This window comes from Clostridium massiliamazoniense (genome assembly GCF_001403635.1).
Classification (GTDB): domain Bacteria; phylum Bacillota; class Clostridia; order Clostridiales; family Clostridiaceae; genus Sarcina; species Sarcina massiliamazoniense.
Genome location: NZ_LN879464.1, coordinates 92,598 through 110,346 on the forward strand (window position 1 = coordinate 92,598; position 17,749 = coordinate 110,346).

Genomic DNA, 17,749 nt, shown 5'->3' on the forward strand with positions numbered 1-17,749 from the left:
TAAATCGCTTCTCCTTTCTTTATATCAATAAAATTAAAGAATGGAATGGAGTGGATGAAATGGGATTAAAAATTATTTTCGGTAAGAAAACAGATGAAGAGATAAAAGAAAAGGAAATCTCAAAACTAGAAAGATTACATAATTTAAAAGATTTATCACAGGAGGAAAAAGAAAGTTTCTATTACGCCCAATTAAATTTTAGTAATAAAACAATAAATAAAAATTTAATTGAGGTAACCAAAAATATGTCAAAAATTATGGCTGATGAAAATAGTTCAAATAGTGATGTGATATTAGCACAGAACTTTTTGATAATAGAACTTTTAAATGATATTCGAAACAGTTTGAATAAACTGGAAAAGAAATAAAAGTCATTTGAATAATCTTATTAAGAAAAAACTTAATAAGATTATTTAATTTAAGTTTATTAATTAAAAAATATATAAGTTAAAAACAATATATATTTAATTATAAAATTATTATATTAATTAAATAATTAATTCATTAATAATTTTAGTATTTAATTTATTAACTATTTTAATATTTGATTAATATAATTAGTATATTTTTTAATTAATAAATTACATTTGATTTTTAATAAATTAAAAATAATTTATTTTTATAAAATTATATATTTAATTAATGTACTTTTTAAAAATATAAATAACAAAATAATTTAATAATTTAATTATTAAACAAATTTAAAATTCAAATTATTAAATAATATATTATTTAAAAAATATATTAAATTACTTTTTTAAAATATTTATTTTTAAAAGAATTAACTTTTTAAAAAGGAAGGATTTTTAAATGGATAAAAACATCAAAAGACAAATCTCCGAATGGAGCTTAAATGATTATAAGGATGTATACAATAATTCAATTGATTTAATAGACGATACAATTGAACAATGCTTTCAAACTATCCATAACTTCATAGACATTAAACAGAAGATAGAAGTTGAAAATAGTATGTTAGATTTCAGAGAAGTTGAAAATGTTGGAAAAGATTTAATCACTATAGTTGATTATGTTGAAGATGAATTTGTAATCTTTGAAAGCAAAATCTTCCCAATAAATTACTATAAAGTGGAAAGTTTTAGATATTACACTTCTGAAAAAAATTTAATAATCAATGCTGTTTCTGAAAAATTAAAAGAAATTAATTTCAAGGAAAAGGGTTTTGTTGTTAATAATTGGGATGAGTCACTGCTACTATTTCAATTAAAAAAAATAGGTAAGGTTGCAGATTTTGATAATTATTTTTGCAAACCATTTGTTGATGGTATTAGAAATTCAAGATTTATAAAAGATGATTCCAGCAATAATTTAACTATAAGTTACTCCAATTTAAATTCAGAGCAACAACTATTAAGAGCAACTTTAATAAATAAAAAACATAAAGAAAAATACAAAGAAAAAATATTAGATATAATTTTAAATTAAAAAAACTTCCTCATAACTTGCATATGCAAGTTATGGAGCAATTTTTGTATTAGATTTTTAAAAACACCCTCACAACTTGCATATGCAAGTTATGGCTTTTTTTCAATATCACGACTTGCATATACAAGTTATTGAAGAAAATCAGTAAAAAAGGTGTTTTAGAGGGCTAAAAAATGAAAAATGAATTGGACATTGGCGTTGGAATTTTAAAAAGAGTAGAAAGCACTCTTAAAACCGTTAAAAAAAATAGGGAGTTTCAAGTACAAAAATACGAGAAAAGCTAAATCTAAAAGCGATAGGTTTTGTAGGAGGGAAATCAAGAATGGCTAAAGGAAATTTAGAAATAAGTGAAAGAGATTTTAATATGTTGAAGCTTATAAATAAATATGGATTTATAAAGAAGGAAACATTGGTAAGATATTTTTTAGAGAATGAAATTGATATTATATATAATTCTTATGTTTATAAAAGAATAGTAAAGTTGCAAAAATATAATTATTTAAAAGCAGAAAGACTTGCATATGGATTAGGAGAAAAAGGAATAGAATATTTAGAATTAATGGGAATAGATATTTTATATTCATCACCACCCAAAGGAGAAAAAGTAAAAGCAAATTATAAAGATAATGATATTTTGTTTAAAATGAAATTTAAAAACATTCAAAGCAGGATTGAATTTTTAAAAGAAGAAGAAAGTATTGGACATAGTATTAGTAAGATAAAAATTTTTGCTGGTGTCGGATGGAATGATCCAGAAGAAAAGTATTTGATTTATAGAGTAGAAAAAAGATTTACGAAAATGACATTGGAAAGAATTTTAAAAGATATAGAAAACTCTTATATAAAAAACATAATAATAATTGCAGATAATTTAAACCAATTCAAAAGATATAAGAATGAGTTTAAAAAGAGTAAGCTAAATAAAGCGTTAATAATACCAAATACAAGTTTAGGTTTTGAGACGTTGGAATTGTATGTGAAAGGGTACTTTATTAACGAAAATTTGGTTGAATTTATAAGTAAAGTCGCTCCAAATGCAAACGCTAAAATGGTTAATAATCGCATGGAAGTTTTTAATGAATTTACATCTAATTTAATGGTGCTAGATTTAAAAAAAGAACTGTTGGAGTCCAACCTAGCAAATATACAAAAAGTACCTAGTGCCAGCGTTATATTTTCAGAAGTTTATATGGATTATTTTATTGAAAAAGATACATTTAAAATCAACAAAAAAACTGATTCAAAAGTAACTCAAAATAATAGAAAAGTTACACTTGAAAACTTCAAAGAAAAACTAAAAATAAGCCTTTAAATTGATGAAAAAAATAAAGAAATAACTAACAAGAAAAAAATTGAATATATAGAATATAAAATTATAATTTATAAATATTTGAATTAATTATAGAAAATTCAATAAATAGTATTTTAAATAATTAAGGACAAATTTTTGAATAAATACTTTTTATTTAAAATTGAAGATTCATTGGAATATTCTTTTTCAAATAAAAGTTTATATATATTTCTTACATGAAGAGGAGGTCTTGTTTTTGAAATCAGAGGAAAAATTCAACACCATTTTAAAGAAACTAAAGAAGGGATTAAAAGCTCTGGGTGAATTATTAAAACAACCTAAAGTTTTACTAATAATAGCTTTGGCTTGGTATATAGAAACTCCTTTAGTTATTTTAGCTGAACAAGGAATAGTCAACACCAATCTAATGGACTTATATATAAATCCATTAAGAACATTTATAGATTTTATAACTAGCTTTTCAGTTATATGTGGATTAATAAAACTTAATTTATTTTTCTTTATAATATTTGTAATTGCATGTGTAGTATTACATCTATCAGGACATGAAACTGAAAAATTACTTGATTTAAATAAATTAAAAGTATTATCAGATTTACTTCAAAAGGAAGAGGGAGAAGTAACATACTCTAATAGAGGTGACTATGGTACTTCAAGATGGGCAGATGAAAAATTTATAGATAAGATGAATAGAGAAAGTGTAGCTTCTAAATCAGATGTTTATATTGAAATTTCTAAAGAAGGTAAAAATGGATTAGTTTATGGTTATTTTGAAAATACTAAGAAAATAATAACTTTACCTAAAAAGACAACACTTAATAGAAACTTCGCAGTATTTGGTTCATCTGGTTCAATGAAATCTCGTTCATTTGTTATTCCTAATATTCTTAATTTAATAGAAAATGAGGAAAGCATATTTGTAACTGACCCTAAAGGTGAACTACTAGCAAAAACATATGATGTTCTTGTTGAAAATGGTTATAACGTAAAAGCTTTTAATATTAATAATATTCCTTGTTCCGATAGATGGAATGTTTTAAAGGAAATAAGGGATGAGCAAACTGCATCAATTTTTGCTAAATCTATAATAGATAATACAAAAGGACAAGGAGAGAAAGGTGATCCATTTTGGGACAACCACTATGTTAACTTTTTAAAGGCAATAGCTCTTTATGTAAGATACAATGAACCCGAAGAAAGACAAAACATGGCAACAGTGTATGAGTATATTACTTACCCACAAGGTTTCACAGGATTAGATGAATTAATAGGCTCAGTTATAAAGAAAGAAAAAAATCACCCAGCAGCTCAATCATGGATTGCATTTACAACAGCCGCTGGAAATGAAAAAGTAGCTGCAGGAGTTATGTCTGGACTAGCTATAAAACTTGATACTCTTCAAATACCTAGTTTCAGAGATTTACTTAGTGGAAATGATATTGACCTTACAGCTCCGGGTAGAGAAAAATGTGCATACTTTGTTGTAGTTCCAGATACTCATGGAACATTTAACTTCCTAGCAGGATTATTCTTTACTTTTGCTTTCATTAACCTTATAGATTTTGCAGATAAATTAGGAGAATCTTTACCTTATCATGTAAACTTCCTGTTAGATGAATTTCCTAACATAGCGAAGATACCAGACATAGAAAAGAAAATATCTACTGTTCGTTCAAGGGGTGTTTCAATTTGTATAATATTCCAAGCTTTATCTCAATTAGCTAGTAGATATTCTCCAGAAATAGCAGAAGAAATTCTTGCCAACTGCGATAATAAAATCTTCTTAGGAGCAAATGAAATGACTACTTCAAAATACATTTCTGAAATGCTAGGAGATGCAACTATAGAAGTTCAAACTGAAATGAAAGAAAGACATAAGTTTTTACCAAGTAGAAGTAGCAAAGGCCTTGCTAAGAGAAATCTTATGACACCAGATGAAGTTTTAAAGAAACCAAAAAAGAATTCTATCTTACTTCTTACAGGTATGAGACCTATTAGAGCAACTAAAATGGACTATACTCAACATAGAGATGGAGATAAGATACATGAACATAATATCTATGATATGTTAAAGCCTTGGTCCGAAAAATATCATGAACATTATTTAGAAGAAATGTGTAAGCAATTAAGAAAAGCTATAAATAAAGATGGAGTTCTTGATTATATAGATACAAGTAATATGGGTTCAAGAACTGTAGATGAAATGGAAAAGGAAGTTGTTGCTAGAGCTGTTCCATCTGCTAAAAATGAAGAAGAAAAATCTAAAATGGAAAAAACACTTATTTTATTAGAAGAAAAATTAAGAGTTTTAAGAGAAGAAAAAGAGAGAAAGAAAGATTTTATTAGTAATGAAATAACTAATTGTTATGAAAGATTAAATGCTGATGGAAATAGTATAGAGATACTAGAAGAAATTAAAGCTACAGTAGATAAGTTAAGAAAGGAAACTCTTACTGAAGAGGAAGAAAAATCACTTGATGATTTAATGCAAGTATTAAATGATAAATTTGATAAAATCACAGCTAGTAATATAGCTGATAAAGTTCAAGAGATAATGAAAGACTTAAATAGTTGTAATTTTGATTATTCCTCAGAAGAAGACTTTAATAAGCTAACATCTATTGTTCAAAATATGGATATCCATGAATTAAAGGATATTCAAAAAAATAAAATTTACAATCTTATAGAAGAGATAATAACTAAATATGCTATAAAGGGTATTAAAGCTAATATAAAATCTGAAAATTTTGATATAGCAAATAAAAGTATCCAATGCTTATTTGAAATATTAGAAAGCTCAATAGTAATAGAGTGTACTACTACAGAAAGGTCAAAAGAAAAAGAAATATCTGCGTTAAAGGAAAAAATAAGAGCCTTAGAATTTGAATATAATGAAGCTAGTGAAAAAGCTTTTTATAAGAAAAAGGAGCAGGAATCACTTATTAATAATTTAGATGATTTAGAAGATAAAATAAATAAAAACAACCCCTCTTCTGTTAAATTAGATATTACTAAAGAAGAGAAAGAAGCTATTATAACTAATATAATAAATGATTATTACGAGAAATTATCTAATAGTAAATATGAAGATATTGAGATATTAGAAGATGTTCAAGAAAATGCAGAAAACTTAAAAAATAGTAATAAGAATTTATCAGAAGAAGATAAGAGGTCTATTAATAACTTATTAGAAATAGTCAATATTCATTTGGAGAGAGTTCATAAAGATAACAATGAAAATATAATTGATATAGAAGATTTAGAGGACATAAAAGATATAGATGATATAGAAGAAAACTCTAAAGATGAACTTCCTTTTGATAATGATGAAATGGAAGGGTTCTCTGATGAATTATTAGATGAAAATACTAGTGAAATTAATAGTGATATCTCTTTTGATGAATTTGATTTCATTAATGAGGAACCTACTACTAGCATTATAGAAAATTCAGAAGAAAATCTTAAAAATTCAGAAAAGGAAAATGAAGATAAAATAATTGAAGAGCAAATGAATGTTGCTGAAAAAAAGAATAAATTAAGCTATAATAATAATATTGAAGAGGTCAAAAAAAATAAATTACCAGGTACTATTAAGCAAATTGATAATGCAAAGAAAACTTCAACAGACAAAACAACATCCAAAGAAAATGATTCAACAGCGGAATCTTGCTGGTAATTAACCTCAATTTAGAAAAAATGGAGGATTAATATTTATGTTAACAAATGAAAACAGAGAAATTTATAATGCAGAAAAAAAGTTCTTTGAGGATGCTATGAGAGATGAGATTGAAATACCTTTAACTATTGCTCTTATAAATCCTAATATAATCAAATTAAATCCAGAAGAGGAACTTAAAAAATATGTAATAGAAAAATTTGATTCAATATTTAGCTCTGGTTTAAGTAAGGAAGCTAGAGAAGCAGTTTTCGCTAATAAATATTACGATATAATCATGGAAAATGAAGAAAGCACATTGTATATACCTAGATTTTATAGAGGGGATACAGAGGGGCTATCTAAAAAACAATTATTTGAGAAAAGAGAATACCTTAAAGGCTATGTAGGTGCTAAGGTGAATGTTATTATAAAAGAGATTATGTATAATGAAGATGGAAGCATAAAAGAAATTAAAGTTTCTATGAAGGCTTTAAAGGAAAAAATGTTAGCCTCATTAGAAGAATTAGCAGCTAAAACACCATTTGAAGTTAATGTAAATGTATTGGCAGCTAGAAGAGACTATTTAGTGGTGGAATGGAAAGGGTTAGTTCAAACAATTTCTCGTGCTAAATTAAGTTATGCTGAAATACCTTCAGTAAAAGATTTTTATATTTCAAACCAACCTAATATATCAAGAATGCAAATAAAGAGCATAGATGTAGAAAAAGGCGTTATAGATATAGATAGAAGACCAGTAACTGAAAATAAATTTGGTGAAAGAGTAGTAAACCAAAAATTCTATAACGTTGGTGATGCTTGTTTAGGTAAAATTATTGGGGTGACTCCAAAGGGACAACTATTAATAGAAGTTGAACCTGAACTTGTTGCAGTAGGTTATAGACCAGAAGGAATTAAGTTAAAACTTAACCAAAGAGTAAAATGTACTGTTTCAGGTATAAGAGTTGATAAAGAAATTTCAAAAAAATTAGGATTCATCTCTGGAAAATTAATTTTAACAAGAATAACTGTATAAGGAAACAAGGTTGCTAGCATAGCAGCCTTTTCTTTTACAAAGAACAGAAGAAAGTAATAGTAGGTGAGGAAAAAATATGAAAATACAAGGCACAAGAGAATTAAAAAGCTTAGTAATAGAGCTTATAGATAGAATGGAAGTTATAACTGAAAATGATATTTATAAAATTTTAAAGGTTAATGAAGTAAAACCGAATAAGATTCTCCCATATGATATAGCTAAACAGCTTAGAAATTCTGATAATAAAGAATTATTTTCTATAGCTATGAAAACAATAGAAAGCAAAAATAGATATTCAATGGATTTTATTAAAATGGATGATGCTTATATATCTAATATTGCTACTAAGAGAATTAAGGATCATATAGATGATTATAAAAAATTTATAGATTTCTTTTCAGCTATCGCTAATACAACTGAAATTGAAAATATAGATGATATATGTGTTTTATCAGAAAATGAAATAATATTTACACACATAAATAATAAAACAATTGATTTAGAAAATGTTAAATTGGTTCATTATAAGAGAGGTATGAGAGAAGATTTAATATTAAATGAATATGATATTAAAAATAAAGTTAAATGTATTATTCTCCTTATTGATAATGAAGATTTAGCCTTCTATGAAGATATAAATGTTCCATTAGATATAAAAAGCTTTGTTTACTCTAAAGTAGATAACACATATTTAATGGGGCAAAATATAAATACTCTAAAGAGAAAAATAGAAGAGAAGGCAAATTAAGATGCTGGTAAAAAGAGAACTTAAAATAACAACAGATCTAATTGTAATAATGATAATTTCAGATATTATTGTTACTCTGCTAGGGAAATATGTTTATATTAATAACTCAATATTAATGCTAGAAAATTTATTAAGCAGATTATTAGTATTTATAGTTTTATTTGGAGTATTTAAAATTAATCCTGTGAAAATGATAAGGAAAATTAAAATTAAATATATAATCTTATGTATAGTTTTAGCTATTCTATATTCAATATTTGAATTGTTAATAATGAATTCTTTGTTTTGGTGGCTACCAACAAAGTCAATATATGATTACTTTATGAAAGGACCTTTATTAACTACTAATAATCTAAGGATATATGTATTTGTATATAGCGTGATAATGGCTCCTATTTTAGAGGAAATTGTATTTAGGGGTATTATACTGGACAACTTATTAAATAAGTTTAAAAAGCCGTTTTTACCAGTTTTAATATCATCATCATTATTTGCAGTATATCATTTAAGTTTCACAGCTGGATTAAATGCTTGGTTCTTTGGAATTCTTTCATCTGTAATTTATATTAAGTATAAAAATATTAGATATAATATAACACTTCATAGAACTATTAATCTAATAACATTTTTACTTTTATTATTCCATTAGAGATTAGAGGTGAATAAGAGTGTTTTATTTCGCAATATTAATAACAGTATTATCAATATTTATGTTAGGACTTATTATAGGAGCTGCTGTCTATTATGGAACAGCTAATTAACAAAAGAGGAGGGGGCTTGCAATGAGTATCATATCATTAGCACTTATTGCATTTGGAATACTTATATTACTTTCTGTAATTATAGGTATAATTAAAAAATCATTTGCTATAGTGAAGTTTGGAATACTTATATTTGCTTTTTATGTAATATGGACTTACCTAATGTCTAAGGGATTCCATTTTAACATTGAAAATTTTTTAAGCAATATTATTAAATAGATATTAGGAAGAGGTGTCTTTAGAAGTAGAGATAACCTCTTCTTTATTATCTTTTTATAATAAAAATAAATAATTAAGAATATATCATTTTATTTTTATTGCATTATTTATATTAAAAAATACTTTTAAATATATTAAAAAGATAATTAGTTTGTTAAAATCCATACATTTTAAAAATATTTTTTTCTTGTTTTGTTATACTATAAAACAAAAAAGATTGGAGTGAATTTCATCTATGAAAGACAAAAATGTATCTGAAAGAATAAATTTAACCCAAACTGTATATGATAATGGGAAAATAAAATCTCAAGTGAATTATAAAAATAAAAATGAAGTCATATATGTAGAAAAAACTAATGATTCTGATAACGAATATTATAGTGGATTTATACTAAAATTTAATCCACAAAATAAAGAGAGTAGAAAACAAGTTCATCAAGAATGTCGTAAGTATTCAACTTATGAAGATGCAGCTCTTATAACTGGATCATCACCTTCAACTGCATGGAATGATTGTAATAAAAATATTCAAAAAACAAAGAGCTTAAAGGGAAATAAAGAGGAAAATAAAGAAGAAAAGAGAGTATATAATATATTTAGATAAAAATAATAAATTGTTTTTATAAAGATAAGAGGTATCTATAAATTAATAGATAACCTCTTTTTATTATTTACAAGGATATGATTTTGAAAAATAAATTTTAAAATAAATTTAATAGTCATATAGTCTATTTTAAATGAATATATAATATAATGACCCTTTTTATGTATAAAATATAGTATAAATAACAATAGAGTATAATGTTGTTGTATAAATATAGTACACTTTTGGGAAGTTGCTCTACAAGCTGGTTAACATAGTTTTTTTTGTAAACTATGTCGATAGTATTTGTAAACTATGTCGACCATATTTGTAAACTATGTCGGTTATAATTTGTAAAGTATGTCGAGTGTATTTGTAAATCATGTCGATTATAATTTGTAAACTATGTCGATTATATCCCGATATATTCTATAAACCATTCAAAAAATATGTAGAAAATTTTCCAAAGTATATTAAATCAAAATATAAAATAATAATCTAAATTACATATATTTGGTAATTTTGGATTGTAATTAGTTAATTAGATAAATATAAATGATTAATTATTGAAAAAAATATATTTTGTAAAACATGTCGTTGATTATTTGTAAAGCATGTCGATATAATTATATATATAGTTATAAATAATCAAGTATAGAATGTGGGATAAAGAAAGGTTAAGTATTGATATATGAATGGTGAGAATGATAATAAGGAACTTGTGATTTATGAGAATGAAGATTTAATTGAAGTTTATGAAAATGAATATGCAGTTGAGATTTATAATAAAAAAGATTTAAATGAAAATTTCATAATGGATATTAATATGATTGAAAATCCAATGTGTAGATATGGTAATTCGAGAAAAGTTAAAACTGTTGCTAACTGGCTTGATGATCCATCATTAAGTAAAAGTGCTAGAGAGATTATAGAAAAAGTAGCTTCTGCTGACACTAAAATGGAGTTTCTTTCATGGACTGATAGTAAAGGGAATGATAGAGAAATCTTAGCAATATCAGCTTTCAAATTGCCTGGACAATTTGCTATGGATGTTTATTATGCTCTAATTGGTCTTTATATAAAACAAAACAGCCCTATTAAGCATGGTAGTGATGATAAAGGTAATAAGATATATCATATGCCTGAAAATCGTCTTAGATTTAAAATATCTGATGTATGCAAATACATGAGGTTGCCAAACTCTGGGACAATATATGGTAGGATAAAAGATTCAATTCAAGAACTTAAAGCTGTTAGTTTTTATAGCTTAGGAAGTGGGGCTTTTTATGATAAGAAAAAAAGGGAATATACAGTTTCTAAAACTAAAACTATTTCTTTAATAGCAGATTATGAATTGGCTGAAGTGAAAAATCATAAAGGTGTTTCTCTTGCAGATAAATGTGAAGTTATCTTTGGAAACTTAGTTATGGATAATTTAACATATAATTATATAAAATTTTTAGATGATGATATATATTATAGTTTGAAAAGTGGTTTAACAAGAAGGTTATACTCTTATATCACAGGAAATATGTATAGAAAGACACATATAAAAAGAAGCTTCGAGAGATTATCTCAGAAGTTGCCCCTTGAATATACTTATCCAAGTGAGCTGAAGAGAAAACTTAAAAATCCACTAAATGACTTAGTAAAAAGGAATATTATTAGTGATTACTTCTTTGGAAATGAAATATTAGTCAATGGTATTAAAGAAAATGCACTCTATATTATCTTTAAGGGAACTAAAAAAGAAATTATAGATGAATTAGAAAAGGATAAGAAGAAAAAGATTGAACCTCCAAAACAAGAGGATGAATCTAATGAGAATGAGGGAATAAAATTAGAGTTTCCAAAGGATATAAAGAAAGAATTAATTGACTTAGGTATTAATGATAAAAAGATTTCTTCTTTAATGGCCCAACATTCTAAATATGAATTGGCTAAATATATTTTATTTATTAAAGATAATATCCAAAAAGGAAAGACAAAAAACCCTGCTGGATTTTTTGTTTTTGCAATTACGCCAGGCGAAAATGGAAACATGGTAAATGTAGAAAAGACTAATCCAGAAATAGTTGAGTTTATAGAGGATTACAAGTTGAAGGAAGGCATAAAAACTGGGATTGATGAAAAAGTTATAAAAAAAGCTTTTGATAAATATATTGAGGAGCAATTAAAAGAGTTTTTAGAAGATGAGGAATATGTTTATAACACAATGAGAGAATCAATTCTATCTAATATAGAATTAGTTTGTGCTGATAGGATTAAATCTCAAAAAAGAGTTTATAATAGTGCTACTTCAGATAAAGATAAAGAATCCATACTAAAAAGTATTGATAAATGGGAAAAGTTTCAGATTGAAAGAGAAGAGTCTGAAATTTTTAAAGAAATGTTTATTAAAGAAAGTAGACTTTATAGAAAATTTATGGAATATCAAGAATTTAAAGTACAATACATAAATGGGAAAATAGAATAAAAATATAAGGAAAATTTAAATAAAAATATAAAAAAATACATAAAAAGTTTACATTTTATTAAAAATTGGTTAAATTTGGACTATTTACACCCTAAAAATGTTATTGTATAATATAGAAAACTAATAAATGTTTATAGCATATCGAGAAATTATTAGTTACTATAACAAGACGTAAAGTCGTAAAGTAGCCCCTATTCTCTAAGATGAGATATTCTTAGGAGTAGGGGTATCTTTTTTATATAGAGGAGAAAATGCTTATGAAAGACATAAATTATAGGTTAGGGTTAGACATTGGGATTACTTCAGTAGGATGGTCTGTGATAAATTTAGACAAAGATAGAATAGAGGATTTAGGGGTTAGAATTTTTAGCTTAGGAGAAAATCCAAAAACAGGCGAATCCTTAGCAACACAAAGAAGAATAGCAAGAGGCAGGAGAAGAGTTTTAAGAAGAAAAACTCATAGAATAAAAAGAGTAAGGAAACTACTTATTGATACAGGAGTTATAAGTCAAACTGAACTTGAAAATCTTTATAATGATAGAAGTGTTACGGATGTATGGGAAGCAAGAATAAAAGGACTTGATGAAGTTTTAAGTAATAAGGAATTGGCTAAACTTCTAATTACTTTTGCTAAAAGACGGGGCTTTAAATCAAATAGGAAAAGTGAACGAAGTGACAAAGAGATTAGTGTTCTTTTAAATGATATAAATAGTAATAAGCAGGGAATGATCGAAACTAATGCTAGAACTATAGGAGAATTTATTTATAATAAGGTTAAATCTTCAGAAGATAAGTATGCTGGCTTTAGAAATAAAGCTGGTGAACATTTAATGTCAGTATCAAGAGATATGATTGTAGAAGAAATTGAATTTTTATTTAAAACCCAAAGGGATTTGGGTAATAAATTGATAAGTAATGAGTTAGAAGAAAAGTATTTAGAGATATTTAATTCTCAAAGACCTTATTCTAAATTTGAGCAGCTAGAAAAATTAGTAGGTAATTGCACTTTTGAAAAGGAACTTAAAAGAGCACCTAAGAATTCAATATCAGCAGAAGAATTTATATTATATGATAATGTGAATAAATTATCAATTATAAATAAAGGAGCAAAAAGAAAACTCACAGAAGATGAAAGGGAACTTATAATCAAGGAAGCCTTTAATAAAAAGGAAATTAAATATTCAAGATTAAGAAAGCTACTGGATATTAAAGATAACGAAAGATTTTCCACATTAACTTATAGTACAGATAAGGATATTAATAAAACTGAAAACACAAAATTTATTGCTATGAAGGGCTATTATGAAATAAAAACCGGAATAGAAGAATACGGTGGTAAGGAACTTTGGAACTCAGTAAAAGACAATAGAGAAATGCTAAATAATATAGCTTATGTTATTACCTTGGGAAAAAGTGATAATGAAATTTCAGAGCAGCTAAAATTAAGAGGTGTTCCAGATGATATTATTGATGCTACTTTAGATTTAACATTTACTAAATTTATGAATTTATCTGTATATGCAATAGAAAAAATATTGCCTTTTATGAAGGATGGATTACAATACAATGAAGCGTGTGAAATAGCTGGATATGACTTTAGAAATATTTATAAAGGTGAAAAGTATAAAAAACTTCCTGTGATTAATATAGATGAAATAATTAACCCAGTAGTTAATAGGTCATTAGCTCAAAGTAGAAAAGTTATTAATAGCATTATAGATAAGTATGGCTCACCAATAGGTATAAACATAGAGCTTTCAAGAGAATTGGCTAAAAGCGTTAAAGATAGAGATAAAATTAAAAAGAAACAAATAAAAAATAGAGAAAAGAGTCAAAGTCTAAAAGAGGAAATTAAAACTTTATTAAAAAAAGAACCTACCTCTTCTGAAATACTAAAATATAGATTATGGGAAGAACAAAAAGGGAAATGTGCTTACACTCAAAATGAAATAACAATTAATAATTTATTTGAAGATGGATTTTGTGAGATTGATCATATTATTCCATTTAGTAGGTCATTTGATAATAGTTTATCTAATAAAGTTTTAGTTTTATGTTCTGAAAATCGAAATAAAAGTAATAGAATTCCATATGAATACTTTGGACATGATATTGAAAAGTGGAGTAATTTTGAACAGTGGGTAGTGAATAGTGGATTAGATTATAAAAAGAAATTAAATCTTCTTAATAGAAAAAATTCTAAGGAAGAGATGAATATTAGAAATATTCAAGATACTCAATATATTTCTAAGTTTATAGCTAATTATATAAATAATAAATTAGAATTTAAAAAATCTGATATTTATAAAAGCAAACAAAAAGTTATAATGATAAATGGAATGGCAACAGCTTATTTAAGATTAAGATGGGGCTTAATGAAGGTTAGAGAAGAGGGGGACAAACATCATGCTTTAGATGCTACAGTAGTAGCTGTAGCTACACGAGGATTAATAAATAAGATTTCTAGGCATAGTAAAGCTCATGAACTTAACTGGCTAGCTCAACAAGTTAAATATATTGATATTGAGACAGGTAAGGAAATTAATATTGAAGAATATAAAGATGTATTGAAAGAAAAATTTCCTAAACCTTGGGATGAATTTAAAGAAGAACTTCTTTTAAGATTATCCAACAATCCCAAAGAGGAACTAAAAAATAACAATATAAAAACTTATGATGAAGAATTTATAGAGAAAAGTTTAAGACCTATTTTTGTATCAAGAGTTCCTAACAGGAAGGTTAAGGGGGCATTGTTTGAAGAAACTATCTATTCAAAAAAATCTTTCAAAGATGGAAAATATATAACTAAAAAGAATTTATCAGATTTAACTAAGAAAGATTTAGAGAATATTTATAATTATAAAACTGATAAAAAGCTTTATGATTCTATAATAGCTAGAATGGAAGCAGCTAATTATGATGGCAAGAAAGCTTTCACAGAAGAATTTAGAAAGCCAACTAAAAATGGAGAATTAGGTCCTGTTGTAAGGTCTATAAAAGTAAAAGCAAAACTTCCATTTAAGGATGGGTTTGAATTAAAAAAGGCTAATGGAATGGTAGCTAAACAGGGGCTTGTTAGAGTTGATATTTATTATAAGGATGATAAATATTATACTGTGCCTGTTTATAGATATCAGATATCATCAGGAGAGATACCTAAAATGGCAGTAGTTGCTAATAAACCAGAAGAGGATTGGGAATTACTAGATGAAAGCTATAAATTTAAATTTTCAATATATAGAAATGATTTAATAGAGGTGAAGTTCATCAAAAAGGGAACTTTTTTTGGGTATTTTGATGGTTTTGATAGATCAACTAGTGCAATTGCAATAAAAGCCCATGATTCTTCTGAAAAATCAAGAATAGGAATTAAAGTAGGAGTTGCTGAATTCAATAAATATGAAGTTGATGTTTTGGGGAATTATTATAAAATAAAGTTATAAAAAATATATAAAAAAATATATATTTAGGTTAATAAAGATATTTTTAGGATAAAAAAAGCCCTTGAATCTAAGTGATTACAAGGGCTTTCATTGTTCCTATTATAGCATATCGAGAAATTAATAGGAACTATAACTCTGATCTGTATTGGTACTATTCTTTTATATTATAGCATATCGAGAAATTACTAGGAACTATAACCACATTCCCTTGTACCTATTTACTCAACTATTATAACATAACGTTACGGTATTTTCGCAACTTTTTTATATCATATTACGTATTATATTAAAAATATTTTATGTATTTATCAAAAATAACATTGTTTTCTTAAAAAAGGAATAAATTGAATTTCAATATTGCCCTAATAAATTTATCAATAAAAATAAAATAATTTAAATAAATTCCAATAAATCATTCAAATTATTTCAGAAAAACCTTCTTTTTGTTCTTTAATATGAAAAATATACAAAAAAAACAATAAATTTTATATTTATGGATTTTTATATATTTACTTGCTATAATTATATCATAAAAAAATAAAAGCACTTAGATTGGACCCCAAGTACTTTCGTAGAAGTATTTAATCACCTAATAATACCACTTATTAAGTAATTATATTGTATTATTTAATCAATTATATTCTATAGTAAAAGAAAGAAAAATACAATAGACAATAGCTAAGTTTTCTAATTTTTCTGAGATTTTAGAATATATTTTGATTCAAAATGGTAAATTTTGCTTTAATTATAACCTTTTTTGTATAGAAGATATATCACGTAACCTATATATGGAAGATTTAAACAAAGTAAACATCAGGTGATTAATATTAATCTACTTGATGTTTATTTTTTTATAATTCCAAAGTGTAGAGGTGTTTATTATGAGCAAAAGTTTAAAGGTAGAGGAGTTATTATTCAATAACGAACCAATAACCATAAATCGTAAATTGGCTAAGTGTTTAGGTCTTAAAGAGGCTGTGATTTTTCAACAAATACATTATTGGTTAAAGATCAATGAGAAAAAGAATAATAATTTTATAGAGGGAAGATACTGGACTTTTAATAGTGTGAAAAAATGGCATAAAGAAGAATTTGATTTCCTTTCTCTTAGAACAATAGAAAGAATTCTTAAAGCTCTAGAAAATGAAGGGCTGCTTATAAGTAATATGTTCAATAAGATGAAAGGTGATAAAACCAAATGGTATTCTATAAATTATGATAAGTTACTAGAAGTTGCTGAAATGAGATTAAGTAAAAAAGAAATTTTATCTAAGAAAAGAAGTGAAGCAGCTAAAAAAAGTGTTTTAGCAAAAAAAGAAAAATCTAATAAACTTGCTAAAACTAGTGATAATGCCACTTTAGAATGTGTAGATACCATACAACCAAATTGGCAGAACCAATACCAGAGACTTCTACAAAGACTTCTACAAAGATTTCTCTTAGTAGTAGTAATACTGATTTGATAAAAACTTTTGAAGAAAATATCTGTGAATTAAAAAAGACTACTAGAGAAAAATTTATGAAATTTATATCATCAGAAAGTAAGGAGTTTGTATTAGCATTAATTGAATACCAATCATCAATCAGAACAAAAAGTTGGGCTGGTTTTAATAAAGCTATTGAAAATTTTAAAAATAATAACATACATTCTCCTGAAGATTTAAAGATGTTCTTAGAGGAATATCATGCTTCTAAAAGTAATTTAAAAATCACAGAGGAAAAAGAAAGTGTTGAAATAGTTAGCAATACAATAGTTAATAATGCAATTGATGATATGACATATTATGATGAAATTACAGACTGTGAATTTGATATGACAGGAGCTAGAAGTTTAGATTTCGTTAAGGAATATTTAAAAAATGAACTAGGGGAATTAAAATTCAACACCTGGATTGAACCTCTTCAAATAGTAGAAAAAGATGGAGCTGTTATTATAAAAACATTAAGATCATTCCATAGAGATAAAATTAAAAAAGACTATTTAAACTTAATTAAACTAGCTTTAATTAAAAACGAAATAAATGGAAGAATTAAGTTAGTAAGTAATTGTTAATTATTATGCAATAAAGT

General features: G+C 25.5%; 13 protein-coding genes. All 13 read left to right on the top strand.

Annotated features, from left to right (window positions below):
- The first annotated feature begins 59 nt into the window (after nucleotides 1-59).
- The 13 genes from ARA19_RS00715 (at nucleotide 60) to ARA19_RS00775 (ending at nucleotide 17,732) form a co-directional block, all read left to right on the top strand.
- Nucleotides 60-368: a hypothetical protein gene (locus ARA19_RS00715; protein ID WP_055069059.1), complete on the top strand. Its 309-nt coding sequence runs from the start codon at nucleotides 60-62 to the stop codon at nucleotides 366-368.
- Between the two features lie 442 nt (nucleotides 369-810).
- Nucleotides 811-1,446, top strand: a complete 636-nt coding sequence (locus ARA19_RS00720) for a hypothetical protein (protein WP_055069060.1) — start codon at nucleotides 811-813, stop codon at nucleotides 1,444-1,446.
- Between the two features lie 322 nt (nucleotides 1,447-1,768).
- Nucleotides 1,769-2,758 (top strand): hypothetical protein, encoded by a 990-nt coding sequence (locus ARA19_RS00725; RefSeq protein WP_055069061.1) that lies wholly within the window; start codon nucleotides 1,769-1,771, stop codon nucleotides 2,756-2,758.
- 235 nt (nucleotides 2,759-2,993) lie between these two features.
- Nucleotides 2,994-6,434: a VirD4-like conjugal transfer protein, CD1115 family gene (locus tag ARA19_RS00730; protein ID WP_055069062.1), complete on the top strand. Its 3,441-nt coding sequence runs from the start codon at nucleotides 2,994-2,996 to the stop codon at nucleotides 6,432-6,434.
- A gap of 37 nt (nucleotides 6,435-6,471) precedes the next feature.
- On the top strand, nucleotides 6,472-7,449 hold the full coding sequence (locus ARA19_RS00735; RefSeq protein ID WP_055069063.1) for a hypothetical protein: 978 nt from the start codon (nucleotides 6,472-6,474) through the stop codon (nucleotides 7,447-7,449).
- Between the two features lie 76 nt (nucleotides 7,450-7,525).
- The gene (locus ARA19_RS00740) at nucleotides 7,526-8,197 is read left to right on the top strand and encodes a hypothetical protein (RefSeq protein WP_055069064.1); all 672 of its coding nucleotides are present in this window, start codon (nucleotides 7,526-7,528) and stop codon (nucleotides 8,195-8,197) included.
- 1 nt (nucleotide 8,198) lies between these two features.
- Nucleotides 8,199-8,846, top strand: a complete 648-nt coding sequence (locus tag ARA19_RS00745; RefSeq protein ID WP_055069065.1) for a CPBP family intramembrane glutamic endopeptidase — start codon at nucleotides 8,199-8,201, stop codon at nucleotides 8,844-8,846.
- A gap of 133 nt (nucleotides 8,847-8,979) precedes the next feature.
- Nucleotides 8,980-9,177: a hypothetical protein gene (locus ARA19_RS00750; RefSeq protein ID WP_055069066.1), complete on the top strand. Its 198-nt coding sequence runs from the start codon at nucleotides 8,980-8,982 to the stop codon at nucleotides 9,175-9,177.
- Nucleotides 9,178-9,412: 235 nt separating this feature from the next.
- Nucleotides 9,413-9,781, top strand: coding sequence for a hypothetical protein (locus ARA19_RS00755; RefSeq protein WP_055069067.1), 369 nt, complete (start codon nucleotides 9,413-9,415; stop codon nucleotides 9,779-9,781).
- 670 nt (nucleotides 9,782-10,451) lie between these two features.
- The gene (locus ARA19_RS00760; protein WP_055069068.1) at nucleotides 10,452-12,236 is read left to right on the top strand and encodes a replication initiator protein A; all 1,785 of its coding nucleotides are present in this window, start codon (nucleotides 10,452-10,454) and stop codon (nucleotides 12,234-12,236) included.
- Nucleotides 12,237-12,493: 257 nt separating this feature from the next.
- Complete coding sequence (gene cas9, locus ARA19_RS00765; protein ID WP_242862364.1) at nucleotides 12,494-15,679, top strand: type II CRISPR RNA-guided endonuclease Cas9; 3,186 nt, start codon at nucleotides 12,494-12,496, stop codon at nucleotides 15,677-15,679.
- A gap of 881 nt (nucleotides 15,680-16,560) precedes the next feature.
- The gene (locus ARA19_RS00770) at nucleotides 16,561-17,142 is read left to right on the top strand and encodes a hypothetical protein (protein WP_055069070.1); all 582 of its coding nucleotides are present in this window, start codon (nucleotides 16,561-16,563) and stop codon (nucleotides 17,140-17,142) included.
- Complete coding sequence (locus tag ARA19_RS00775) at nucleotides 17,067-17,732, top strand: DnaA N-terminal domain-containing protein (protein WP_207643330.1); 666 nt, start codon at nucleotides 17,067-17,069, stop codon at nucleotides 17,730-17,732. Before ARA19_RS00770 ends, ARA19_RS00775 begins: the two co-directional genes overlap by 76 nt.
- The last annotated feature ends 17 nt before the right edge of the window (nucleotides 17,733-17,749 follow it).

Bases quoted from the DNA above. Each gene is read 5' to 3' on its own strand.
- ARA19_RS00745 (WP_055069065.1), top strand. From the start codon at position 8,199: ATGCTGGTAAAAAGAGAACTTAAAATAACAACAGATCTAATTGTAATA.
- ARA19_RS00735 (WP_055069063.1), top strand. From the start codon at position 6,472: ATGTTAACAAATGAAAACAGAGAAATTTATAATGCAGAAAAAAAGTTC.
- ARA19_RS00750 (WP_055069066.1), top strand. From the start codon at position 8,980: ATGAGTATCATATCATTAGCACTTATTGCATTTGGAATACTTATATTA.
- ARA19_RS00725 (WP_055069061.1), top strand. From the start codon at position 1,769: ATGGCTAAAGGAAATTTAGAAATAAGTGAAAGAGATTTTAATATGTTG.
- ARA19_RS00740 (WP_055069064.1), top strand. From the start codon at position 7,526: ATGAAAATACAAGGCACAAGAGAATTAAAAAGCTTAGTAATAGAGCTT.
- ARA19_RS00720 (WP_055069060.1), top strand. From the start codon at position 811: ATGGATAAAAACATCAAAAGACAAATCTCCGAATGGAGCTTAAATGAT.
- cas9 (WP_242862364.1), top strand. From the start codon at position 12,494: ATGAAAGACATAAATTATAGGTTAGGGTTAGACATTGGGATTACTTCA.
- ARA19_RS00770 (WP_055069070.1), top strand. From the start codon at position 16,561: ATGAGCAAAAGTTTAAAGGTAGAGGAGTTATTATTCAATAACGAACCA.
- ARA19_RS00715 (WP_055069059.1), top strand. From the start codon at position 60: ATGGGATTAAAAATTATTTTCGGTAAGAAAACAGATGAAGAGATAAAA.
- ARA19_RS00760 (WP_055069068.1), top strand. From the start codon at position 10,452: ATGAATGGTGAGAATGATAATAAGGAACTTGTGATTTATGAGAATGAA.
- ARA19_RS00755 (WP_055069067.1), top strand. From the start codon at position 9,413: ATGAAAGACAAAAATGTATCTGAAAGAATAAATTTAACCCAAACTGTA.